This is a genomic window from Yoonia sp. GPGPB17, from assembly GCF_037892195.1.
GTDB lineage: Bacteria > Pseudomonadota > Alphaproteobacteria > Rhodobacterales > Rhodobacteraceae > Yoonia.
In genome coordinates, this window is the sequence record NZ_JATACI010000002.1 from 436924 (window position 1) to 459963 (window position 23040).

At 55.9% G+C, this 23040-nt stretch carries 19 protein-coding genes, 1 tRNA gene and 3 pseudogenes; 10 read left to right on the plus strand and 13 right to left on the minus strand.

Annotation, left to right across the window (positions count from 1 at the left end):
• Positions 1-67: 67 nt before the first annotated feature.
• Complete coding sequence (locus QTO30_RS02530; RefSeq protein ID WP_340422299.1) at positions 68-967, minus strand: DMT family transporter; 900 nt, start codon at positions 965-967, stop codon at positions 68-70.
• An 86-nt stretch (positions 968-1053) separates the two neighbouring features.
• Complete coding sequence (gene ilvC / locus QTO30_RS02535) at positions 1054-2076, minus strand: ketol-acid reductoisomerase (protein ID WP_340422301.1); 1023 nt, start codon at positions 2074-2076, stop codon at positions 1054-1056.
• 130 nt (positions 2077-2206) lie between these two features.
• Here ilvC and QTO30_RS02540 point away from each other — a divergent pair, with 130 nt between their 5' ends.
• The 3 genes from QTO30_RS02540 (at position 2207) to QTO30_RS02550 (ending at position 4370) form a co-directional block, all read left to right on the plus strand.
• Positions 2207-2662: an Lrp/AsnC family transcriptional regulator gene (locus tag QTO30_RS02540; RefSeq protein WP_340422303.1), complete on the plus strand. Its 456-nt coding sequence runs from the start codon at positions 2207-2209 to the stop codon at positions 2660-2662.
• Positions 2659-3111: an Lrp/AsnC family transcriptional regulator gene (locus QTO30_RS02545; protein WP_340422305.1), complete on the plus strand. Its 453-nt coding sequence runs from the start codon at positions 2659-2661 to the stop codon at positions 3109-3111. Before QTO30_RS02540 ends, QTO30_RS02545 begins: the two co-directional genes overlap by 4 nt.
• Positions 3112-3242: 131 nt before the next feature.
• The gene (locus QTO30_RS02550) at positions 3243-4370 is read left to right on the plus strand and encodes an aminotransferase class V-fold PLP-dependent enzyme (protein WP_340422306.1); all 1128 of its coding nucleotides are present in this window, start codon (positions 3243-3245) and stop codon (positions 4368-4370) included.
• Here the strand turns inward: QTO30_RS02550 and QTO30_RS02555 are convergent.
• Together QTO30_RS02555 and QTO30_RS02560 are read right to left on the minus strand one after the other, a co-directional pair.
• A pseudogene (locus QTO30_RS02555) lies at positions 4367-5556 on the minus strand (UbiH/UbiF family hydroxylase). The gene QTO30_RS02550 and the pseudogene QTO30_RS02555 overlap by 4 nt on opposite strands.
• Positions 5557-5594: 38 nt before the next feature.
• Entirely contained in the window at positions 5595-6242 is a 648-nt protein-coding gene (locus QTO30_RS02560; RefSeq protein ID WP_340422307.1) for a pyrimidine 5'-nucleotidase, read from the minus strand.
• A gap of 101 nt (positions 6243-6343) precedes the next feature.
• On the opposite strand from QTO30_RS02560, the gene QTO30_RS02565 reads away from it, so the two are divergent.
• The gene (locus QTO30_RS02565; RefSeq protein WP_340422308.1) at positions 6344-6997 is read left to right on the plus strand and encodes a GntR family transcriptional regulator; all 654 of its coding nucleotides are present in this window, start codon (positions 6344-6346) and stop codon (positions 6995-6997) included.
• Positions 6998-7105: 108 nt separating this feature from the next.
• On the opposite strand, the gene carA is transcribed toward QTO30_RS02565, so the two are convergent.
• A complete protein-coding gene (gene carA, locus QTO30_RS02570; RefSeq protein ID WP_340422309.1) occupies positions 7106-8242 on the minus strand; it encodes a glutamine-hydrolyzing carbamoyl-phosphate synthase small subunit in 1137 nt (378 codons plus the stop codon).
• 175 nt (positions 8243-8417) lie between these two features.
• On the opposite strand from carA, the gene QTO30_RS02575 reads away from it, so the two are divergent.
• The gene (locus tag QTO30_RS02575) at positions 8418-8879 is read left to right on the plus strand and encodes a GatB/YqeY domain-containing protein (RefSeq protein ID WP_340422311.1); all 462 of its coding nucleotides are present in this window, start codon (positions 8418-8420) and stop codon (positions 8877-8879) included.
• Positions 8880-8881: 2 nt separating this feature from the next.
• Here QTO30_RS02575 and QTO30_RS02580 read toward each other — a convergent pair whose 3' ends face one another.
• A complete protein-coding gene (locus QTO30_RS02580; protein ID WP_340422313.1) occupies positions 8882-9370 on the minus strand; it encodes a DUF2244 domain-containing protein in 489 nt (162 codons plus the stop codon).
• A gap of 129 nt (positions 9371-9499) precedes the next feature.
• Between QTO30_RS02580 and QTO30_RS02585 the strand changes: the two genes are divergently transcribed.
• Positions 9500-10288 carry a metallophosphoesterase gene (locus tag QTO30_RS02585; RefSeq protein WP_340422315.1) on the plus strand — a complete coding sequence of 263 codons (789 nt, stop codon included), beginning with the start codon at positions 9500-9502 and terminating at the stop codon, positions 10286-10288.
• 60 nt (positions 10289-10348) lie between these two features.
• Here the strand turns inward: QTO30_RS02585 and ctaD are convergent, their stop codons facing one another.
• On the minus strand, positions 10349-12022 hold the full coding sequence (gene ctaD / locus QTO30_RS02590; protein WP_340422318.1) for a cytochrome c oxidase subunit I: 1674 nt from the start codon (positions 12020-12022) through the stop codon (positions 10349-10351).
• Between the two features lie 211 nt (positions 12023-12233).
• Here ctaD and QTO30_RS02595 point away from each other — a divergent pair, with 211 nt between their 5' ends.
• Positions 12234-13367: a carboxylate-amine ligase gene (locus tag QTO30_RS02595; protein ID WP_340422320.1), complete on the plus strand. Its 1134-nt coding sequence runs from the start codon at positions 12234-12236 to the stop codon at positions 13365-13367.
• Positions 13368-13530: 163 nt separating this feature from the next.
• Here the strand turns inward: QTO30_RS02595 and QTO30_RS02600 are convergent.
• Positions 13531-13617, minus strand: a tRNA-Leu gene (locus tag QTO30_RS02600).
• Between the two features lie 106 nt (positions 13618-13723).
• Here QTO30_RS02600 and lipB point away from each other — a divergent pair.
• On the plus strand, positions 13724-14368 hold the full coding sequence (gene lipB, locus QTO30_RS02605) for a lipoyl(octanoyl) transferase LipB (protein ID WP_340425854.1): 645 nt from the start codon (positions 13724-13726) through the stop codon (positions 14366-14368).
• Between the two features lie 558 nt (positions 14369-14926).
• Here lipB and QTO30_RS02610 read toward each other — a convergent pair.
• Positions 14927-15469: a pseudouridine synthase gene (locus QTO30_RS02610; RefSeq protein ID WP_340422322.1), complete on the minus strand. Its 543-nt coding sequence runs from the start codon at positions 15467-15469 to the stop codon at positions 14927-14929.
• 174 nt (positions 15470-15643) lie between these two features.
• Here QTO30_RS02610 and QTO30_RS02615 point away from each other — a divergent pair.
• Both QTO30_RS02615 and QTO30_RS02620 read left to right on the plus strand, forming a co-directional pair.
• Positions 15644-16925 (plus strand): annotated as a pseudogene (locus tag QTO30_RS02615) (DUF3422 family protein).
• A gap of 65 nt (positions 16926-16990) precedes the next feature.
• Positions 16991-18304: a cytochrome-c peroxidase gene (locus QTO30_RS02620; RefSeq protein ID WP_340422323.1), complete on the plus strand. Its 1314-nt coding sequence runs from the start codon at positions 16991-16993 to the stop codon at positions 18302-18304.
• Positions 18305-18431: 127 nt separating this feature from the next.
• Here the strand turns inward: QTO30_RS02620 and QTO30_RS02625 are convergent, their stop codons facing one another.
• The 4 genes and pseudogenes from QTO30_RS02625 to QTO30_RS02640 all read right to left on the minus strand — a co-directional run bounded on the left by QTO30_RS02625 (position 18432) and on the right by QTO30_RS02640 (position 22856).
• Positions 18432-18938: a hypothetical protein gene (locus tag QTO30_RS02625; protein ID WP_340422324.1), complete on the minus strand. Its 507-nt coding sequence runs from the start codon at positions 18936-18938 to the stop codon at positions 18432-18434.
• Positions 18939-19081: 143 nt separating this feature from the next.
• Positions 19082-19885 carry a hypothetical protein gene (locus QTO30_RS02630; protein WP_340422326.1) on the minus strand — a complete coding sequence of 268 codons (804 nt, stop codon included), beginning with the start codon at positions 19883-19885 and terminating at the stop codon, positions 19082-19084.
• A 244-nt stretch (positions 19886-20129) separates the two neighbouring features.
• Positions 20130-21594: pseudogene (locus QTO30_RS02635) on the minus strand (CRTAC1 family protein).
• Positions 21591-22856 carry an ROK family protein gene (locus QTO30_RS02640; protein ID WP_340422328.1) on the minus strand — a complete coding sequence of 422 codons (1266 nt, stop codon included), beginning with the start codon at positions 22854-22856 and terminating at the stop codon, positions 21591-21593. Before QTO30_RS02640 ends, QTO30_RS02635 begins: the two are co-directional and overlap by 4 nt.
• Positions 22857-23040 lie beyond the last annotated feature (184 nt).

Sequence of the window (23040 nt, forward strand, 5' to 3'; positions counted from 1 at the left end):
TAAAGTTGTATTTATTCAGGAGTGATCGTGCAATGTGGTCACTTTATGATCAAAAGGGTATTTAACGCTAGGTGAACAAAAGCTTTTTCAGCCCCAGCCATTGGCTGATCGCAAGCCCAACCAGAATGAGGCCGAGTGCCACGAAAAAGCGCAAAGGCAGGCCTTCGCTTAACACCAACGCTCCGAATACCATGGACCACAGTGGCACCTGATAGTTCACCAACGTCATAAAGATCGCGCCCGCTGATCGTATGGTTGCCACGCGGATCAGGGCGGCCAGCGCTGTCGGGATGAACCCCAGCACAATGATTGCGATGGTCGGGCGTGTGTCACCCGCGCTTGGGACACCTTCAAAGATCAGCATTGCCGGGATCAATGCAGCCGCACCAACTGTCAGCAAAAGGGCCGCCATCGTGATCGGGTCAATCGGCGGGCAGCGCCGTGTCATGATGCTGGACACCGCATAAGAAATGGATGCTGCAATACAGGCTAGCTGGCCCAGCGGCTCCCACCCCGTTCCGAGCCGCAACACACCGGGGCCGATCAAAAAGATTGCACCAGTAAATCCTAGCATGACACCGAGCGTGTTCCGCAGGCTCATCTTTTCGTCAGTAAAGATATGTGCAAGTGGCAGCACGAATAGTGGAAGTGCCGCCATTGAGATACCGGCAAAGGCGGATGGTACGTATTGCTGCCCCCAACTGAGCAGTGCGAAGGGCAGGGCGGTGTTCAGCAGCCCAATGGCGATCAGATAGCGGCGCATGGTTGGTGTGAAATCCGGCAATGGACGCTTGAGAATTACCATCAAAGCGAGCAACGCGACCGCGCCCAAAGTCGTGCGCGCGCAGGCAACCGTCAATGGGCCGTAGCCTTCCAACGCAATTGCAACGACCATGAAAGTCGCACCCCAGATCAATCCAAGCGCTGCGATGGAAAGCCAGTTTGCCGGGGTTGGTTGCGACGTCATGATATGTCCTTTGAGGCAAGAAGGCCCGGGATGTGTCCCGGGCCTTCTTTGGCGTATGGTGGATCATGATCCACCACATATGTCGATTAGTTTTTCGCTTTGTCGACCATCTTACCTGCGGAAATCCACGGCATCATTGCGCGCAGCTTTTCACCGACCTGCTCAATCTCATGCTCGTCGTTGATACGACGCGTCGCCTTGAAGTACGGCTGGCCAACGGCGTTTTCCTGCATGAAGTCACGGACAAACTTACCGGTTTGGATATCTGTCAGCACGTCCTTCATACGCTTCTTTGTCTCGTCATAGGGCAGGATGCGCGGGCCAGAGACATATTCACCATACTCGGCCGTGTTCGAGATGGAGTAGTTCATGTTGGCGATACCGCCTTCATAGATCAGGTCCACGATTAGCTTGGTTTCGTGCAGGCACTCGAAGTAAGCCATCTCGGGCTCATAACCGGCCTCGACCAGCGTCTCAAAGCCCATGCGGATCAGTTCAACGATACCGCCGCAAAGCACGGCCTGCTCACCAAAGAGGTCGGTTTCGCATTCCTGACGGAAGTTTGTTTCGATGATGCCAGAGCGGCCACCGCCGATGGCAGAACAATAAGACAGGCCGATTTCCATCGCCTTGCCGCTTTCGTCACGATCCACAGCGACCAGGCAGGGTACACCGCCACCTTTGGTGTATTCGCCGCGCACGGTGTGGCCAGGGCCTTTGGGGGCCATCATGATCACGTCAACGCCGGGCTTGGGCTCGATCAGGCCGAAGTGCACGTTCAACCCGTGGGCAAAGGCAATCGCAGAACCCGGCTTGATGTTGTCGTGCACGTATTTTTTGTACGTTTCCGCCTGAAGCTCATCGGGCATCGTGAACATGATCACGTCACACCACGCGGCGGCCTCGGCAATGCCCATCACTTCAAGGCCTTCGCCTTGGGCTTTCGCCGCAGAGGGGGAGCCATCGCGCAGGGCGACAACAAGGTTCTTCGCACCACTGTCGCGCAGGTTCAGCGCGTGGGCGTGGCCTTGGGAGCCATAGCCGAGGATGGCGACTTTCTTGTCTTTGATCAGGTTCACATCGCAATCGCGATCATAATAAACGCGCATAGTGGCATTCCTTTGGTTGGTTTCTGACGCAGGTTATAGCGTTTAGGGTGTAATTTTGAGTTTTGATATCTATTTAATTTGCATTTTATGAGGATTGTTATTCTCTAAAATAAAGAATACTAGTGTTTCTATGCTTGATGACGTTGATCGCCGCCTTTTGCGCCTTTTGCAGGCAGACCCCGCAAGGGGCGCGCCTGATTTGGCGGATGAAACGGGGCTGACCGCTGCGCGGGTGACCCGCCGCATGGATCGCATGCGTGAAGCCCGGATTGTCCAAGGCAGCTATGCCATCATCAATTGGTCGGCTCTGGGCTATGCTGTGTCGGTGAGCTTACGGATCACATTGGACAAAACGGTGTCTCGCGCTTTTGACGATTTCATCGCCGCCGCGCGACAGGTGCCAGAGGTGATTGAGATACAGACCTTTCTGGGCCGCGTCGATGTGCGGCTTTCGCTGATCGCCAAGGACTTGCCGGACTATCAGCGCATTTACCGCGAGCAGGTTCTAACGCTGCCACATATCGCTGATATCGAAGCTCTGATGACGGTTGCGACCGTGAAATCCGATGAAAGCCTGCCGCTATGACGCTGGATCAGCTGGATTTCGCGATTTTGCGAGCGTTGTCAGTCAGCGCGGATCAGTCGACGAAACAGCTTGGGCAAAAGCTAGGTTTGAGCCAGCCAGCGACGTGGCGGCGTGTGAAGCGGCTGCAAGATGCAGGTATCATTGCGGGGCGTAGACTGGCGTTGGACGCCGAAAAGGTGGGTTTTGGCGTTACGGTGTTTCTGGGCGTTAAGCTGGCGACAAAGGGTCGGGTGAGCCTTGAGGATTTTGAGCGCGCCATTGGCGCAATTCCTGAAGTGCAAACGGTTGATCATGTTCTGGGGCTTTATGACTATCGCCTCCGTGTCGTTGCGCGTGATCTGGCCGATTTCGAACGGGTTCTGCGCCGCCGTATCATGACAATGCCGGGGGTCGGAGATGTTGAGGCCAATGTGCTGTTATCCGAGGAGCGCAGGCCAGGGCCGATTTAGTCACCACTCTGACGCCTATCGGAAATTCAGCCGCAGAAAATTGGCCGATCGCTGCGACGGTATACCAAGATAGGCTTTGCCTTCGGCGGCGCGCCCCATTAGCCATCAGGTCAAAGACGGAGGATTTTCCTATGGACGGCGCACATTCACCAGTTGACCCAGATGAGCTGCTTGAGTTTTCGGTGGTCTTTACGGACCGCTCTTTGAATCACATGTCAAAGGCATTTCAGAATGTGATGACCGATATTTCTGAGATGCTTTGTGAGGTCTATAACGCCGATCACGTTGCATTGATCCCCGGTGGCGGCACCTACGGGATGGAGGCCGTCGCCCGCCAGTTTGGTGCAGATTCTCACGCTTTTGTCGTTCGCAACGGGTGGTTTTCCTATCGTTGGAGCCAGATTTTTGAGGCGGGCGACTTCACCGCGAAAACGACCGTGATGAAGGCCCGACAAGCCGGAAATGACACCCGCGCCCCCTTCGCCCCGGCACCCATCGAAGATGTGATAGCGGCGATCAGAGAGACGAAACCTGACGTCGTCTTTGCGCCCCATGTTGAAACCTCTGCCGGGATCATCCTGCCAGACGACTATATTAAGGAACTGGCCGATGCCGCCCGTGAGGTCGGTGCGCTGATGGTGCTGGATTGCATCGCATCGGGCTGCGCCTGGGTTGATATGAAGGCAACCGGCGTTGATGTCCTGATCTCGGCCCCGCAAAAGGGCTGGTCTTCGACGCCCTGCGCCGGGCTGGTCATGATGTCTGAACGCGCCGTGGCACGTATGGCTGAGACGACATCGAACTCATTCTCTGTCGACCTCAAAAAATGGCACAGCATCATGCAGGCCTACCTGAACGGCGGCCATGCCTATCACGCAACGATGCCAACGGACGGGTTACGTGCCTTCCGTGACACGATGTTGGAAACCCGCGCTTTTGGCTTTGAACGGCTGAAAGCGGCGCAATGGGCTTTGGGCAACGGCGTCCGCAAGGTGTTAGCGGAAAAAGGGATACGCTCTGTCGCTGCTGAAGGCTATGGCGCGCCGGGTGTTGTTGTCAGCTACACGGATGATCCGGATATTCAGAACGGATCAAAGTTTGCCGCCGAAGGTATGCAGATTGCCGCCGGTGTCCCGCTGCAGTGTGATGAGCCCGATGACTTCCGCACATTCCGCCTGGGGCTGTTTGGGCTGGATAAGCTGTATGATGTGGATGCGACGCTGGGCCGGTTGGTTCCGGTCCTGAACAAAGTGCTCTAGCTGGCACCCAGCCCCATCTGCATCAGCGTGCGGCGCATTGGGGCAATCCCGTAAAGCGCCTCGATCCCTTTGGTGCGCAGTGCTTGCATTGTGGGGTCGCCTGCGATGGATGCCCTGTTCAGGGCATCAATGCCGGTCACCCGCAATTTAACATCCGGATGTCGTTTGCGCGCATAGGCGTCCAGCATTGCTGGCGCGCCCAAGTCGGCGGGATGGGCAACGGCCAGATCAAGCAGGCATGACAGATCGCGCAGTGACATGTTCAAACCCTGTGCGCCAATGGGCGGCACGACATGCGCTGCCTCGGCCACCAACGCGATGCGGGGGGCGGTTAGCGCATCTGCGATCTGGCTGATGATTGGCCAGACACTGCGGCGGCTGGCGAGTTTGAGTGGGCCATAAAGAAAAGCAGAGCGGTCGTTGGCCGCGGTCTCAAATGCATCCGCATCAAGTGCGGCAAGCCGATTGGCTTCGGCCCCATGTTCCATCCATACCACGGCAGAGCACGGCTTACCTTCATGATCGGGCAGTGGCACGAGGGTGAAAGGCCCGCCGGAACGATGAATTTCGGTTGAAACATTGCCGTGCGGCGCATCATGGGTCACCGCAAAGGTCACTGCCTTCTGTCCGTAGCGCATTGTTTTGACGCCGATTCCGGCGGCCTGGCGTACCGCAGAGTCGCGCCCGTCAGCCCCGATCACGAGCTTTGCCACCAGTTGGGTGTTATCCGTCAGCGTGACGATGGCCTCGTGGCTGCGCGCCAACATAAGCTTGAAACCAACACCAGTTCGAAAGTCGACATTGGGCAAGTCGGCCAGCCGCGCCACCATCTCGCGGCGCAAGAGCCAGTTCGGCAGGTTCCAGCCAAAGGGTAGGTCCGAGATATCGGCGGCGTTGAAGTCGCGGGTGACATGAGCTTTGGTCCCAATGTCCACGATGCGCATGACCTGCAGTGGCGCCGCATGCGGTTCAAGGCGGGTCCAAAGGCCCGCAGCCTCAAGAAATTGTTGTGCAGGTTGCAGAAATGCGGTGGTGCGCAGGTCAGATCCTGCGGCATCACTTGTTGTGATTGGGGGGTAGGGTCGATGATGGTGACGTTGAATCCAGCCGTTCCGAATGCCGCCGCAGCGGTCAGCCCTGCGACCCCGCCATCAGCAATCACGATATCAGTTGAACTGCGTTCCATAGGGAAGACATATGCCTCTGGGCGCTGGGCGGAAAGGGCTAGCGGACCAGCTGCGACAAGAAATCCGTCAGGTGATCTGTGTGATGGTGAATGTGATCGGCGTCGTGCGGGTCTTCATGCACATGAACGGTTCGCATCCCCAAGGCATGCGGCACGGCGAGGTTACGTGCTTCATCCTCGAACATGGCGGATTTTTTCGGTGTGATTCCATCTTTGGTAAAGACGGCTGAAAAAGCGTCATGTGTGGGTTTCGGTTTAAAGTCAGCGTGTTCGACGCCGTACACCGCATCAAACTGACGGGTGAGACCACGGGCCGATAGCACGCGTTTGGCGTGATTGTGTGATCCGTTTGTGAACACGATCTTGCGTCCGGGCAGGTTCTGGATTGCTGTCCCTAGCGCTTCATCCTCTTCCAGGTGAGAGATATCGATATCATGCACATCAGCGAGAAAGTGATGTGGATCGACATCGTGATGTTCGATAAGCCCAGTCAGAGTCGATCCATACTCGGTCCAATAGTCCGCACACAGCTTGAGGGCGCGGGTCGGATCAAGCCCTGTCAATCGGGTTACATATGCCGAGAACCGCACGTCCATCAGACCGAACAGATCGGCAGACGGCGGGTAAAGCGTGTTGTCGAGATCGAAAACCCATGTGTCCACATGGGCAAAATGCCTGGCTACCATGCGCGCAGATTACGGGCTGTGCCGGTTGGGCGCAATCGCTTTGGCTTGATTGCGGGGCACGCGGGGGCGTATGGTTAGCCAAGCACGAAAGGTACCATCCAATGCAAGACCAACGCGCGTCCCAGAAAGACGCTTATGCCCTAATCCTGGAAGCGATTGATAGTCACGTCTACAAACCCGGTGACCGGTTGGTGGAAAGTGAGTTGGCTGAGAGGTTCGGCGTCTCGCGCACCCCGATCCGCGAAGCATTGCAGCGGCTTGAGACACAATCATTACTGACGCGCGATGGGCGGTCGTTGATTGTGGCGTCACTGGATCATTCGCAGTTGTCCGAGCTTTACGTGGTGCGTGGTGAGCTGGAAGGGCTGGCCGCCCGGCTCGCCGCACGTCATGCCGCCCCGGAAGAGGTGAAGGTACTGCGCGACATGCTGGATGCTGATCTGCAACTGGTTGGTGATCCCAAGGCATTGAGCCGTGCGAACCGTCGCTTTCACAAGCAAATCCATCTTGCGTCGCACAATCGCTTTCTGGTGCAGCAGCTGGATTTGGTACACCGGTCCATGGCGCTTTTGGCGACAACATCAATTGCGGCTGAGGGGCGCGGAAATGAGACGTTGCAGGAACATGCGGCCATCGTTTCCGCGATTGAAGCAGGCGATGGCGATGCCGCATATCAAGCATTGCGCGACCACATCTCAAAGGCCTTTGTCACCCGCCTGAAATTGGACGCCGAAGCGGTGGAAGCTGCAGAATAGCCCAACTGCAGCCCACTTAACCAAAAGTGCACGGAACCAACCTTAACACGTCAACTCACAACCGACGGTTCCGTAGCTGCAATTTGATACAAATAGGTTAAATGACCGTTAAGCGCTCATCGCGTCAGCGAATCTTTCGAACAGATAATAGCTGTCCTGTGGGCCGGGGCTGGCCTCTGGATGGTATTGCACGCTGAAGACCGGGCGGTTCGCGATCCGAATCCCGCAGTTGCTGCCATCAAACAAAGACACATGGGTTTCTTCCACGCCGTCTGGCAGGGTCTGGCTGTCGACGGTGAAGCCGTGGTTCATCGACGTGATCTCGACCTTGCCGGTTTCCATGTCCTTGACGGGATGGTTCGCCCCGTGGTGCCCGTGGTTCATTTTGATCGTTTTCGCGCCAACCGCGAGCGCCAGCATCTGGTGGCCAAGGCAAATCCCAAACACGGGCAGATCAGCGTCCAGAACACCTTTGATCATCGGCACCGCATATTCACCTGTTGCGGCCGGATCGCCGGGGCCATTGGATAGAAATACGCCGTCTGGGTTCAGCGCCAGCACGTCTTTGGCCGTTGCTGTGGCGGGCAGCACGGTGACATCGCATCCTGCACTGGCAAGGCAACGCAGAATGTTGCGTTTGGCGCCAAAATCAATCGCCACGACTTTGTGTTTTGGGTCTGTTTGAGGTTTGTACCCTTCGGGCCATGCCCACCGCATTTCATTCCAGCTGTAGGACTGCGCGCAAGTCACGTCCTTTGCCAGATCAAGGCCCTCAAGCCCCTGAAATTCACGCGCTTTCTGAACCAGCGCCTCGATATCAAACTTACCGTCTGGGTCATGTGCTAACGCCACATGCGGCGCACCTTGCTGCCGGATCGCTCTGGTCAACCGACGCGTGTCGACGCCGCCCATACCAATGCGATTGCGCTTGGCCAGCCATGCGGTTAGCTCTTCGGTCGCGCGCCAGTTTGACGACTGTGTTGGGTCCCACTTGACGACCATACCCTCAGCGACAGGGTCCGCTGTTTCATCGTCTTCGGGGTTCACGCCGGTGTTGCCGATATGGGGGAAGGTAAAGGTCACGACCTGGCCTGCGTAGGACGGGTCTGTCATGATTTCCTGATACCCGGTCATTGCGGTGTTAAAGCAAAGCTCGGCTACCGTTTCGCCGGTTGCGCCAAAACCCATGCCATAGAAGATCGTTCCATCCGCAAGGGCCAGACAGGCCGTCGGTTTCTGCGCCATGATCAATCTCCCCAGATGTCAAATTGTGCTGGGTGTACGCACGGCAGGGGCCGTGGTCAAGGCCGGATCGCACCCTTGCAAACAAGGGGTGACGTCGCGACGAGGGTGCTTGTCACTTGGACGCGGACACACTATGTTGCCCATTCGTTTGACAGCAAATGTACGGGACACATTTATGGACATGCGCGACCGGGTCAATGCGGCCCTTAAGGATGCGATGCGTTCGAAAGAAGCAGACCGCCTTTCGACGTTGCGGCTGATCAATGCAGCGATCAAAGATAAGGACATCGCAGCGCGCGGGTCCGGCGATGATGATGCCGGGGTGAGCAACGGTGATATCCTTGCGATCATGGGCCGGATGGTCAAACAACGTCAGGAAAGTGCGCGCGCCTATGAAGAAGGTGGGCGGCTGGAACTGGCCGAGAAGGAACTGTCAGAGATCAAGATCATTGAAGAATTTCTGCCCAAGCAACTCAGCGAAGACGAGGCTGCGAAAGCGATTGACGCGGCCATCGCGGAGGTCGGTGCAGACAGCATCCGCGACATGGGCAAAGTCATGGGTGTACTGAAAGGCAAATTCACGGGGCGCATGGATTTTGGCAAAGCAGGACCAATGGTGAAAGACCGCCTCGGCTAGTCTCAGGTGCGTAATGCGCGCTTCAGGTCATCATAAAGCGCCAGGCGTTCTTCGGCATCCAAAAACGCCCCGATCTCAACCTCGCGGTCACCGCCGCGCAGGGTGATGTAGTTTTCAACCGGCCCGCCCTTGGGGTGCAAGTGGATTGTCACCCAATAGCGGTTCGCTTCCCATTCTTGTACATCGCCTTTGGGATTGTGACGGGTGAGATGGGCGTGTGACTCATCAACGGTCAATTCTTCCAGTACCTCGCCGCGCCGGTAACTGACATGCAGCGCATACCAGACACCTGCGATCATAAGCACGAGGAATGGCAGTAACCCCCAAAGCACCGGTTGGCCCAAAAGTGTTAAGAGTGGGAGTGCCACCAATGCCGCCGTGGCCCCAATGAAGATCACAAAGTCCTTTCTCAGAAGCGAGCGATAGGGCCAGAGGCTCAGTTGCCATTCTGGGTGATCATGGGGTGGTTCTGGTGTCCATTCGTAGGGCATGGTGTGTTCTTAATTCGCGCGAAGAGATGATCAACCTTACGAAGTCGTCGCAATTAGGCATATTGCTATCCTATCTGTGATGCAACACAGTTCGTCTATGCAGATCATCCCGCAGAGAAGGGTTTCGAAATGACCAAAATAATCTGGATGTCTGACCCGCACTTTCAAAACAGCGGTACAATTGATGGGTTGGACCCGCGCGCGCGCTTGGATGCGGCCGTAATCTATCTCAATGCCAACTACGCAGATGCAGATTTTGCTGTGTTGTCCGGCGATTTGGTCGGTGACGATATCGCAGGGGACTACGCGGCTATCGCGCCCTATCTGGCGAAGTCAAAAGTACCAGTCTATCCGCTGATCGGGAACAATGACGATAGAGCAGGGTTTCGTCAGCATTTGGCGTTACCCGCAAATGCAATGCCCGATTTTGTCCAATACACCGTCGAAACACCGCGAGAGATTTTCATCTGCCTTGATACGCATAAAATCGGGTCACATGCCGGTCAGTTCTGTGCAACCCGCCAAGCTTGGCTCGATGCTACGCTGAAAGAAAATGCGACAAAACCGGCCTATATCTTCATGCATCATCCCCCTTTGGCGCTGGGCTTGCCACCACAAGATGAAATCATGCTGGATGAAGGCGAAGTATTTCTTGATTTGATCGGTCGACACGCAAACGTCAAACACCTCTTTATGGGGCATGTGCATCGTCCGACGGCGGGTACGGCTCGGGGCGTTCCGTTTGCCACAATTGGCGCACTTTCGTTTCAGGCGCCAGCGCCACGACCATCGTGGAATTGGGACAGCTTTCAGCCAGCCGCTGAGGCACCCCAGCTTGGTATTTTACTGATTGAGGGTGGAAATGTCGTCCTGCAGTATACGCAATTTTGCGACTATAAGATCGGAATAGAAATCTAGGCAGGCAAAAAAAGGCCCCGTCAATGTGACGGGGCCTTCTTCAGTATCTCAGATCATACGCTAATGCGCATGCCCTTTGTCCCAATCAGACTGCTTTGGCAGCGTCTCGAATGTGTGCTCAGGTGGTGGGGACGGCAGTGTCCACTCCAACGTATCTGCATACTCATTCCAGGGGTTGTTCTCGGTCACGACCTTGCCGCGCATCAGGGTCCAAACCAGAACACCGATGAAGAACAGGAACGATGCGAACGACAAGAATGCACCCCAGCTTGAGACATAGTTCCAGAAGGCAAAGGCCTCTGGGTAGTCGATGTAGCGGCGTGGCATGCCCTGACGACCCAAGAAGTGCTGGGGGAAGAAGGTCAGGTTGGCGCCGATGAACATCGCCCAGAAGTGTAGCTTGCCCGCCCATTCAGGATACATGCGCCCGGCCATCTTTGGCAGATAGAAGTAAATCCCCGCAAAGATCGCAAAGACGGCACCCAAGCTCATCACATAGTGGAAGTGTGCTACGACGTAGTATGTGTCATGATAGACACGGTCCACACCAGCCTGTGACAGAACAATCCCAGTTACACCACCCACGGTGAAGAGGAAGAGGAAGCCAAAGGCCCAGAGCATCGGTGTCTTGAACTCAACCGAACCGCCCCACATTGTCGCGATCCAGCTGAAGATTTTTACACCTGTCGGTACCGCAATGACCATCGTCGCCAGCATGAAGTAGGACTGCTGCGTCAGCGACATACCCACCGTGTACATGTGGTGCGCCCAGACGACAGATCCCAGAACACCAATCGCAACCATCGCGTATACCATTGGCAGGTAGCCAAAGATCGGCTTGCGGCTGAATGTTGCGATGACGTGGCTGATGATACCAAAGCCTGGAATAATGATGATGTACACTTCCGGGTGCCCAAAGAACCACAGGATGTGCTGATACAGGATCGGGTCACCACCGCCTTCCGGCTGAAAGAAGGTTGTGCCAAAGTTCCGGTCCGTCAGAAGCATTGTGATCGCGCCAGCCAGAACCGGCAGGGCGAGAAGGATCAGCCATGCAGTTACAAAGATCGACCACGCAAAGAGCGGCACCTTGTGCAGTGTCATGCCCGGTGCGCGCATGTTCAGGAAGGTGGTGATTATGTTGATCGCGCCAAGGATCGAAGATGCGCCCGAGAGGTGGACCGCAAAGATCGCAAGGTCCATCGACATGCCGCCCTCAGACGTCGATAGCGGCGCATACATGACCCAGCCAACGCCCGAGCCTGCTTGCCCGTTACCGCCCGGTGCCAGCATCGACGCCACACCAAGCGATGCACCAGCCACAAACATCCAGTAAGACAGGTTGTTCAGGCGCGGGAAAGCCATGTCCGGCGCGCCGATCTGTAGCGGCATGAAGTAGTTGCCAAAGCCACCGAAGAGGGCCGGAATAACCACGAAGAACATCATCAAGATACCGTGGTAGGTGATCAAAACGTTCCAAAGGTGGCCATTTGGGGTACAATCACCTGCCGCCGCCGCCGTTAGTCGTGCACCCTCAAGGCACATGTACTGTACACCCGGTTCCATCAACTCCAAGCGCATGTAGACGGTGAAGGCAACAGAGACAAAGCCAAGGATACCAGCTGTGAACAGGTACAAAATGCCGATATCTTTGTGGTTTGTGGACATAAACCAGCGTGTAAAGAAACCACGCTCGTCTTCGTGTGCGTCGCCGTGGATGGCTGCGTCTGCCATTTGGCTCTCCTCGTATTGGCTACTTTCTAACACCGCCGGATTCGTTGAACGGCGGGCATTTGGCACGGTTCTAATGTGTTGATGCTTAAGGAGCAACAAAGGATGCGCCTATCTGGCTGGGTTAATTTGGCGCAGGGGGCTTGTTTGATCTGAAACGCTGACAGGTGCCTGAAATGTCGTTAGGCTGTCTGAAACGTGCAGGGGGCGCGCGATGGGACAAGACACACCACCGTTCACGATTGGGATCGAAGAAGAGTATTTACTGGTTGATCAGGAAACACTCGCCCTTGCCCATGCGCCCGACAGCCTGATCGAGGCATGTACGAAAGATCTGGCCGGAAAGGTCAGTCCGGAATTTTTACAATGCCAGATCGAGATCGGGACGGGCGTGTGTCAGACCATCGGTGAGGCCCGCGAAGATCTGGTCCATTTGCGCCGGACAGTGGCCCGCCATGCTGCTGACTATGGTTTGGCCCCGATTGCGGCCTCTTGTCATCCCTTTGCCGATTGGAAGGATCAACACCACACTGACAAAGAACGCTACAACAAACTGCGCCGCGATCTGGCAGGGGTCGCGCGGCGTATGTTGATCTGCGGTATGCACGTTCATGTCGGCATCCCTGACAAAGAGATGAGGATCAATTTAGTAAACCAACTCAAATACTTTCTGCCCCATCTTCATGCGCTTTCCGCGTCATCGCCCTATTGGCAGGGTGACGATACCGGCATGAGTTCCTATCGTCTCACGGTCTTCGACAATCTGCCGCGCACTGGCCTGCCGCCCTATATGAAAGACTGGGCGCAGTTTGCGTCCACCGTCGACACGCTAATTGACTTGGAACTGATTGAGGACGCCTCAAAGATCTGGTGGGATTTGCGACCGTCTTCCAAGTTCCCGACTATTGAATCGCGGATTTGCGACGTAGCCCCGCGGATGGACGTGACCTTGACACTGGCGGCCCTGACCCAATGCCTCACCCGGATGCTTTGGCGCAAGTCGACATCGGGGGAAGGCTGGCATGTGGTGCAAAACTTCATGGTGGGCGAAAACCGGTGGCGAGCACAACGTTACGGCGTGTCGGAGGGATTGATCGACTTTGGGCGCAAATCCCTGATCCCATTTTCACAGGCGGTTGATGAGATCATTGCTTTGGTAGCGGAGGATGCCGAAACCCTTGATTGCGTGGCCGAGGTGATCGCCGCCCGGGACATTGTGGCAAAGGGAACAAGCTCTGACCAACAACGTAAGGTCTATACGGCGTCTATGAATGCCGGAGCGAGCAGGAAAGAAGCGCTGCAAGCGGTCGTCGCGTCATTGGTGGCAGATTTCGGGGCGGATTTGTAGATACCAGAGCGTCTGACCTCATATCGCCCAAGCAATGACCACCAGCGGTTTGTTCCAAAGGGGGTACATACCGTATTAGGTACAGTCGAAATGAAGGTGCAACGATAGCATATTTAGCTTTTCATTCAGGGGTTTAGGAGGGGATAGACCTTGAAGTCTGATTTGGTGCGGTCGGGGGGACTCGAACCCCCACGAGTGTTACCTCACAGCGACCTCAACGCTGCGCGTCTACCAATTCCGCCACGACCGCAAGACCACTAGCTTGGTAAGTGCGGCACTCATAGACGAGCGGATTTGCGATGCCAAGAGGGAAATCACCCCCTTTTCATTGCGTGGGCGGGCGGGTACGCCAAGGTATGGTGGAGTGGATCACAACAAACGGGCTGACCGACTATGATGCGGCACTGACGTTCATGGAGAACCGCGTTGCCGGCATCATTTGTGGGACGGCGGAGGAATGCATCTGGCTGCTTGAGCATCCACCCCTCTATACCGCTGGTACATCTGCCAAGCCGAACGATTTGGTCGATCCTGACCGGTTCCCGGTCTATACGGCCCGCCGCGGAGGCGAGTACACCTATCACGGGCCGGGGCAGCGGGTGGTTTATGTTATGCTAGACGTTGGCAAGCGCGGACGTGACGTGCGCCAATTTGTCAAAGACCTTGAAACCTGGGTGATTGCGACGCTCGACAGTTTTAACGTGAAGGGCGAAATTCGGGAGGGCCGTGTGGGTGTCTGGGTGGAACGGCCCGATAAACCGCTGAATGCCGACGGTTCGGTGGCCGAAGACAAGATCGCGGCGCTTGGCATTCGGTTGCGCAAATGGGTGTCGTTTCATGGGCTGTCCATCAATGTTGAGCCCGACCTGAGCCATTTCGAGGGCATCGTGCCTTGCGGGATCCGCGAGCATGGGGTGACATCTTTGGTAGATTTAGGATTGCCCGTGACGATTGATGATCTGGATGTGGCACTGAAAGCGTCATTTGACGTCACAATGTAGGCAGAGATGATAATCTGTTCGCTTTCGGGATCATCTGATTCACTTCAGTTATACGGCTTCTGAGGTGAAAACGTTCAAGGCTCGAATGGAGCTGTGACAACTGACGATATAAACTTGTTCACGCGAGACCAGTATCGAAATTGAACTGTCTTGAAGCAAGGTATCATGAGAAACATCAGTTTAGGATCATGCACCGATCGAATGTTCATGGTGTGGATAGCGCAGTGTCCGGCCCGATGCAGTTCCGGGAGCGGTGCACAGTGCTTTGAAGTCAAAAACTACGATCATGCCGGGCTCAGATCCCTTTGATTTTCGGTTGTGGTAAGACACACGATTTAAGAAAGGGCAGTGAACATGTTTGATCACTTTTGGCCAGCGGATGTGCACACCTAAACCGAAATCAATGCGTCCTGAGCCTAAGCCGCGATTGCACTAAGAAGATCAGCAAAGGATTGCTACGTCTGGTCAAACCAAGAAGTACCAGCGAAAAAGGTAGCCCGATCTAGGCCGTTTGCGAATGGTGGGTCCGAGTTGTGATTGTTGCGTGGGTATGTGCCATCAGCTCTCTATCCATGTCCCATTTCCAATCCCGTCCAATGTCCAGTTTCCAACGCGCCACCGCACCAGCCTGAGCGTTGGGAACCCGATATGCGCCGTCATCCGGCGCACCTGTCGGTTGCGCCCCTCGCTGATCGTGATTTCGAGCCATGCGTCCGGCACTGATTTGCGGAATCTAACGGGTGGGTCGCGTTCCCAAAGATCTGGCGGTGCAATCAGCCGCACTTTTGCTGGTCGGGTGAGGCCGTCTTTCAGTGTGACACCATCACGGAGTGGGGTGAGGTCTTTGTCTGTGGGTGCCCCTTCAACCTGCACCAGGTAGGTTTTGCTCATCTTGTTTTTTGGGTCAGCGATGCGCGCCTGTAGTTTTCCATTGTCGGTCAGCACCAAAAGTCCCTCGCTGTCCCGATCCAGCCGCCCGGCAGGATAAACACCGGGCATGTCAATAAAGGCCGAAAGAGTCGGCCGTGGTGTCGGGCTTTTGGCGTCGGTGAACTGTGACAGGACACCAAAGGGTTTGTTGAATAGGATCAAACGAGACATGCGCTTGCCTAACGCAGCGGCATATGCGGCGTCCAGACCGTCTTTATGCTACCGGTGTAGCAGCACGGTATACCGTTGTACTCTATTAAGTATCTAATAATTAAAGAATTTTTTGTTTACACGTGATGGAACACCGCTAGTTTAGCAGCTAAGTTTTTAACAAAGGTGCGGGCCATGCCGCCGATCAAAGATCATCCTCTGCGCTATGCGATGGCAAATGAATTGCATGCGCGCCCGTTTCCTGCTGTCGATGCGCCCAGTCGTGCGGCTTATCTTGCCATTAAGCTTTACCAGCAACGCAGCTGGACGTGATCGTGATGCGGATCGTGCGCATCTGATTGATTTACTGGACCGTTTCGGCGCACAACATCCGCAGCCCGACGCGACACATTACTTTGGTCAAGTCGGCAAGCATCGGCTGAAATGGGAAAGCCACACAGAGTTTGTCACCTATACGATCTTCGGTGAGGGGTTGGCTGAGCGTCCGTTTGACGCCGCCACCTTTGGGGTATTCCCGCAAGACTGGCTGGAGGCGGCGCCGGGTACGCGTGTGACCTCGGCCTTGATCCGTATCGAAGTTGTTGATGGTGACGATGGTATTATTGAAAAGGCACGTGATTGGTTCGTTCCCGAAAGTCTCGCCATCAGTCGCGTGATTGAAGATGATCTTGTCGTTGCTGGGGATTTCCGCATTGATCCTGCTGGGCATATGCGGTTTGCCGTTTTTGCACGCTCTCATGTAGGGCAGCGCCGGGTTGGCCGCGTGGTCCAGAGGTTGTGCGAAATCGAGACATATAAGGCGATGTCAATGCTGGGCCTGTCCCGTGCGCGTGCGTTGGGTAGCAAGATGGGTGAATTTGACCGACGCCTGACCAGCCTGTTGGAGGACATGCGCGGTGCCGATGCTGACCCTGCCAAAGTGCTGCAGGCGCTACTTGAGGTATCCGCAGAGATCGAAAATACGATTGCGCAGTCGTCTTTTCGGTTCGGTGCAACAGGGGCCTATGAGACGATCGTAAACCAGCGCATCGCTGTTTTGCGCGAAGAACGTTTTACCGGGCGTCAGACATTTGGCGAATTCATGATGCGGCGTTTTGATCCCGCGATGCGGACGGTCAAATCCACCCAGGACCGGTTGCAGGCGATGTCAGATCGTGCGCTGCGTGCAGGCGACCTGTTGCGCACGCGGGTCGATGTTGAACGATCTGCCCAGAATCAGGAACTGCTGACCAGCATGGATAAACGCGCTGATCTGCAACTGCGGTTGCAACGCACGGTCGAGGGTCTATCGGTTGTCGCAATCAGTTACTATGCGGTGAATCTGGTGCTGAATATGACCGGGCCGTTGAACGAAGCTTTAGGTGTCAGCAAAACCGGGATGGCCGCAATTGCCACGCCAGTTGTCTTGGGTTTTGTTTGGTTCATGGTCAACCGCATTCGCAAACACATGGAGTAATCCATCGCACTTGTGCGCCCCCAATTCCATGTTAACCATTGCCAAAGGCAAGGGGCAGGAAAGTGATGCGGTCAGTTCTTAGTATAGTGGCAATGGTCTGTGCGGGCATTGCATCCGCCGAAAGCATCCCGGCACCCCTGACAGATGCCGACTTCGCCCCCGTTGATGAGGCGGAAGCCCGATTAGGCCAATTGCTGTTTTATGATCCGATATTGTCTGGCAACCGCAATGTGTCTTGTGCGACGTGCCACCATCCTGCGTTTGGCACGGGCGATGGGTTGTCGCTTGGGATCGGTGATGGCGGCGTTGGGCTGGGGCCAAAACGGCTCGCTGATCCTGATAACATGCCCGAGCAGCGCATCCCGCGAAATGCGCCAGCACTGTTCAATCTTGGCGCCCATGAATTCACCGTCCTGTTCCACGATGGCCGGATTGAGGTTGATCCTGATCGTCCCGGCGGGCTGCGCACGCCATTGGATGTGGATATGGTGACGGGTTTTGCTTCGCTGTTATCCGCGCAAACCATGTTTCCCGTGCTCAGTCCCGATGAAATGGCTGGGCACTATAGCGAAAATGACGTCTCTCAAGCTGTGCGACGTGGCGTGATCACAGGGCAGGGCGGCGCGTGGGATATCATTGCAAGACGGGTTGGTGACATTCCCGCCTATGCTGCGTCATTCAGAACGGTGTATGACCATATCGAGACACCTGATCAGATCACTTTCGCTGATATCTCGAACGCTGTAGCGGCGTTTATGGCGTTCGAGTGGCGTTCTGACACGGCACCTTTTGACGCGGTCTTGCGCGGTGAGGCGGTGCTATCCGAGGTCGCCGCTGATGGTATGGCACTGTTTTACGATGGCGCGGGCTGTGCCAGCTGTCATAGCGGTCCGTTCCTGACCGATCACGCATTTCACGCAATGGGCGCGCCCCAAATCGGGCCCGGCAAAGCCGCCCGCTTTGAAAGCCATGCCCGTGATGAAGGACGGTTCCGGGTAACGGGTGATCCATCGGATCTCTATGCGTTCCGCACGCCGTCGCTGCGCAATGTGGCCATCACCGGACCCTACGGGCATGCTGGCGCACATCGTGACTTGCGTCGTTTCATCGTTGCGCATCTTGATCCAGTGGCGGCGTTGGAGAGCTATGATGTGAAAGCGGCGCTGTTGCCTGAGCTTCCGGTTGACGATACGCGCGGGCTGGCTGACAACGCTACCATCGCACAAGCGGTCACCCATGCGCCGCGCAGGATCAGCGACGCCAATGTGACTGCACTGATTGCGTTTCTGAATACGCTCACTGATCCCGCGGCCAAGGACGGGCGTTTGGGCATTCCAGACACCGTGCCAAGTGGCTTGCCCGTGGAGCGCCCGCGTTAGTCTAGAATGTCAGACCACATGGCGCTTTATGCCACACGCCCTGTCGATGACAAAATGCAGCAAAGCTGCCGACGAAATGCTGGGAAGTGAACGTTTGCCACTTCAATCTACATCGTCATTTATCAAACTAGCAGCCCAAAGGGCTGTAAAGGCACTCACCTGTCCCCTCACGCGTGACGCCCGATCCACGCGGTGACCCATGTGTTGGCATATCAACACCAGTTGCCAGAACAAAATCCTCGGAAAACGCGCCTTCAAATCCAGCAGGCCACCGCACGAATTGGCGCTCGATACGATAAAGCCCGTCAGCTGTTAGGGTGATGAAACCATCTTGTTTCAACTGCAACAGGCCCGCATGGCGCGGCATCACATCGTATGATACAACAGGTTCAAGACTGATCACCTGATCGACGTCCATCGAGACAACACCATAGGGATAATGCCGGTAAAGGTCCCGTCTTACCAATTCTAGCGCAAACTCCCTGTGATCTTCGATGTTTTTGACTTTCTCAGCGTCTTCCTGGCGCACGACAACAGATGATCTGCCAAAATCAACGACTGCAATTCGCCCTGTTTCCGGTTCTTGCTGACCATCATGCAAGACAGTATTCGAGGGAATGCCGACAAATGGCATCTCGAAATGGCTGATGACATGGTCCGCATCACGCCCAAGACGCGTGGCAATATAATCCGAAGACGTCCGGCTTGTACGGCTACCAGTTCCCGCAGCAATGCAACGGCCGGTTGTCGAGAAATGTACCTTATCTTCATGAACGCTTAGGCAACGCCGGTTTGGCGGTCCTGCGCGTTGACTATTAAATTTGTTATACGGTGGGTTGCGCCAATGATGTTCAAGACGGTGGGTTCGGTGAGGCTGACAATAACGTAAAGTGGCGTGTCCCCTTCTTCTACAAGCAATTCAGCTGCGGTTGTCACGTCATCCTCGCCGACGACAGTGACATTTGACAGCGCTGCAGCGCGCGATCCCGTGACAAGAACCAATTCTGCATGATCAGGTACGGGCGGCAGTGAGCACTTCTGAGCTTCGGCTTCGACGACACGGCGAATGGTGCGTACGATTTCGCGCGCATGAACTTCGCCGTTTTTGTCGGCATCAAAATCCATGAGAATTCGCCCACTGATGTTCGGCCCGCGCTGCAGCTCAACCTCAACATGGTCCTTTATCTCTGCTTCAGACAGGCTCCAATCCCGGTTCTTATCTGCAGCGGCAAATGCAATTTTGATATTGAGCCACGTATCATGCGGAAACAGGTCGCGGGCTGTCACGAGTTCGACCTCGTCGACAACATAGTCGCCATTGAGATCAAATCTGAGAAGTCGCGCCAGTATTAAGGCACGGCGCGTGGACTGAGCCAGATCGTGCTCTGGCTCAATAAGCTCTTCATAAAAGACGCCCGTCGGTGAATGCTGGTACAGCAATTCGATGTAACGGGCGATCCTTCCATCAGGATCGCTCAGAATATGCTCAATTGCGTCTGGATGCAACTCTACGTCGTTCCGAGGGTGCGCGGCGTTAACTGCGCCCACAACAAAAAGAAATGCAAGAATGAAAGCTCTCATGTTCACTCCGATCGTTGAGGATACCAGTTGTAACGGAATGGTAGGTCCTCAACCCGATAAGCCAAGCCCTCTAGAGGTCGAAGTCACTGTTGGCGACACCAACCCCAACGAGCTACAGCGAAATCAATCCAGCCTCGCGTTTCCTTTGTACAGCTTAAGCATACGAGCGGGTCGCGCAATAGCACGCAGCCACGGCAGCTCTTGAGAGTCCGCGCTATCAAAAAAGCTGCGCAAGATTCTACAGTTAGCGGCTGATCTGCAGCGTTTGGTTTGCGCTGCCTTGCTGCGTGGTGATCGTGCCATCGGGCCATGTCACCTTAATCGTAGCCGCTGATGCATCACCCAATCCAAAATGCAGGGGCAGGGATTTGCCGCTAAGCATGACCTCCTCCAACAGTCAGCTGCTGGCTTTGGTGCATCGCGTCCGTTTCAACCAAAATGGTAGCCCCCACGGCGTTTCGGTTGCGGCCCCGTTGTGTCAGACCAACCGCGAGCCAGTTGCCAGTCTCTGGCGTGACATTGCGATAGAGTTCCATCGGCGCGCGGCGGTTCATCACCACAAGATCCAAGCGACCGTCGCGGTCAAAATCAGCCAAAGCTGCGCCGCGGGATCGCTCTTTCGTGGCAACTCCGGCAGTCGCGGCCGCTTCACGAAACGTCCCATCCCGGTTTTGCATCAGCAGATTGTTGGGGTCCTTGATCGCCAAACCTGGCATCTGATCAACATTGCCTTTGGCGATAAACAGATCCGCACGCCCATCGTTGTCGACATCGGCAAATTCTGCGTGCCATCCGGTCGAGGGCCGCCCATCATCGCCGGTGTGTGGGCGCTGCGCATATGTGCCGATGGTAAAGGGTGCGGCGGCATAAGTGCCGTCTGCACTGGCAATTTGCATCATTTGATCGCCCATCGACGTTAGCATCACCTCATCGCGCCCATCACCCGTCAGATCCCGGCTGGCGATGCCCATGCCCCAGAGCGAGACGTTCTGCCAGCCATCCTCTATGCCCAGAAACCGCTCATCTGCAATGTCCCACATCTGTTCGTACCCATCGCGCAGATAGTAGTGGCGATCATTTGAGATGCGTAATGTGGCCCGCCCGCGCGCATCCTTGGCAGCCAGCATGGACAGGGGGCAAAAGCCCGGGGCCAGAGGTGTTTGAAGGTAGTCACCCCGACCGGGCCGTAGCAGGTAATTGTTGTCACAGGTCCCGAAAGGCCCATCGGGATTGGCGCGGTCGACATAATTGCCTACAGCCATCACAATGCGGCCATCCGAATCCCACCACGCTGAAAAGGCAGTGGTCCAATCGTCTGTGCGGGGTAAAAGACTGCCTTGTGCGAATGTGCAGGTGCCGTCGCCCATCATAAGCCGGTTCTGGCCCACGCGCATCACAAACAGGTCCATAAACCCATCGTCATTAATGTCGAGCGGGTAGGCCCCGGTTACGCCGGTAATCTCGTCCATTGGCGCTTCGTCGAACTGAAAGTTGCCTTGATTGACCATCAGTTTGGCAGGGTTTTCACCTCCGGCGGCAAAGAGGTCTGGCAAGCTATCACCATTGCAGTCAAAGACCGCAACACCGCCGCCCACGAAATGCTCCCATCCCCCGCCATAGATGTGTTCCGGTAAGCCCGCAGAGCGATCCTCGAACAACGGGTCAGCCGCCGCCGTGGTGGCAAGAAAACAAGCAAGATAGCGGATCATGCGCGGGTTTCGCCCAAGGCGGCATCGGTCACAGCTTCCAGCGCCAATGCCGTCGCACCGCGCGCCCAGATCATGCCACCCCATGCGTGGATTTCGACTTTGCATGGTGTGCGCCCGTCACTGAGGGTCAGTTTCTGCATTTCGGCCAACACCTCATCAGAGTAAAGGAAATCATATTGCATCCTTTCGCCCGACAAGATGATCAGCCCTGGGTCAAACAGCTGGATCACATTCGACAGGCCCGCCGAGAGATAGCGCCCGGCGCGGCGGAAAATCGTGCGCGCAGCCTCGTTTCCTGACTTGGCCTGGGCAAAAAGTGCATCCAGCATTTCGCTGGGGCTTTGTAGCGTGCGCGGGTTGCGGTCCAGTGCTGTTGCGGCCTCTCGTGCCAAGGCGTAGTCGGCCAGATAGGCCTCAAGGCAGCCGCGTTGTCCGCAGCGACAAAGCGCACCGTCCAGCTGTACTTTGGTGTGCCCAAGTTCCAGACCCATCCCACGTGCGCCGCGGAACAGCCGATTGTCCAACACCAGCCCCATCCCGACACCGTTTTCAATTGTGACGACGGCGAAATCGGAAATGGATCGTCCGGCGCCAAACCAAAGCTCGGCCAAGCTGAGAACATTGGTATCATTGTCGACGTGGACCGGCACGCCGAACCGCGCCAGAAAAGTGGTGCGGAGGTCTGTATCTGATGCGGTCAGGAGCGGTGACCAAGACACGGTGCCACTGTCATGGTCGATAATACCCGGCATGCCGATGCCGACAGCGGACACATCCGAGAGCGTCTTGCCCGCCTCTTTCAGGGCGAGGTCCATAAGCACATCGATCTCTTCCAGTAGCGTCTCTAGGGATTTGCGCCCGTGCGAAGACGGCAGTGTGGCGTCCGCGAGGATACGCCCCGCAAAATCAGTCAGCACCGCTGAGTGAATTTCATCGGACAGCTTGATGCCAATCACATGGCGCGCTTCAGGCACTACCTCCAGCGCGACGGGCGGGCGTCCGCGACCGGATCTGCGCGGAAGTCCTTCAACCTCGCGCAGCAAACCAGCTGAGATGAGATCGGCGGTCAATGTCGTGGCAGAGCCTGCGCTGATCCCGATTGCGCGCGTGACATCCGCCCGCGCAGCGCGTCCAGCCGCGCGCACATGTTCAAAGACCTGTTGGCGCAAGGGCTTGGCATCCGGGGTGTCTGTAGACAACAATGGCCCGCACCCCGATGGGCCGTCCGATTCGTTGTCTTGTTCCGCTATGACGTCATACATAGTTCAAGCCTTGAAGTAATATGGCGCTGCCACCTGCCTTTTTTCCTGCATTTTCGTAGACTGCCCAATAATAAGTCATGTGAAAAGCCATATTTTTGCATTTTTCACCAATTTTTATTTTGACAACTGAAATTAATAAGTCATGCTCAACGACGTAGGGTCAAAAGGCCCCCGCCCCGATGCA